1 protein-coding gene is annotated in these 505 nt (G+C 67.1%); it reads right to left on the bottom strand.

The window, feature by feature from the left end:
- Positions 1-505: 2-dehydro-3-deoxygalactonokinase (locus tag AACY49_RS30410; RefSeq protein ID WP_339527976.1), on the bottom strand; the 505-nt coding region annotated here is incomplete at both ends.

Raw genomic sequence — 505 nt, 5'->3', positions numbered from 1 at the left:
GAGGTCGATGTCGGTTCGCCCGGCAAGGGCGAAGGCGGTGCGATAGCGCGCACTGAGCGCTGGATCGCCGATCATCGTGATCGTGCCGTGCGCTGCCCCCATCATCGCGCCGAGCTCGGCCCCGATCAGCAGGCCCGACAGATACGCCGCAACCTCCCGCGTAGAAAGCTTCCCCAGCAGCACCTCCGCACGCGCCGAGAATAGCAGCATCGACACCGCCGGATCTGCCAGCGCGCGGTTCACGCCACGGGCAAAGGCACCCGCGGTGTCATGCTCGCCCGGATCCTCCGCCAAACGACCCAGCAACGAATGTCGCAGCAATACGGCGTAAAGCTCGCCGGTCATCGCCGTACGAAAGCCCGTTACGCGCCCGGCGTCCAGCATCGCCCATTTGCTGTGCGTTCCGGGCAGCACGACCACCCCGTCGCGCACGCCCGCACCCAGAATCTGCGTTTCCTCTCCGCGCATCACGTCGCCCAGTCGAACCGGCTGATCGACCGAGAGC

This window comes from Pseudomonas sp. EL_65y_Pfl2_R96, assembly GCF_963970905.1.
GTDB lineage: Bacteria > Pseudomonadota > Gammaproteobacteria > Pseudomonadales > Pseudomonadaceae > Aquipseudomonas.
The sequence above is the reverse complement of the archived record's forward strand: the minus strand, read 5'-3'. Positions and strand labels throughout refer to the sequence as shown.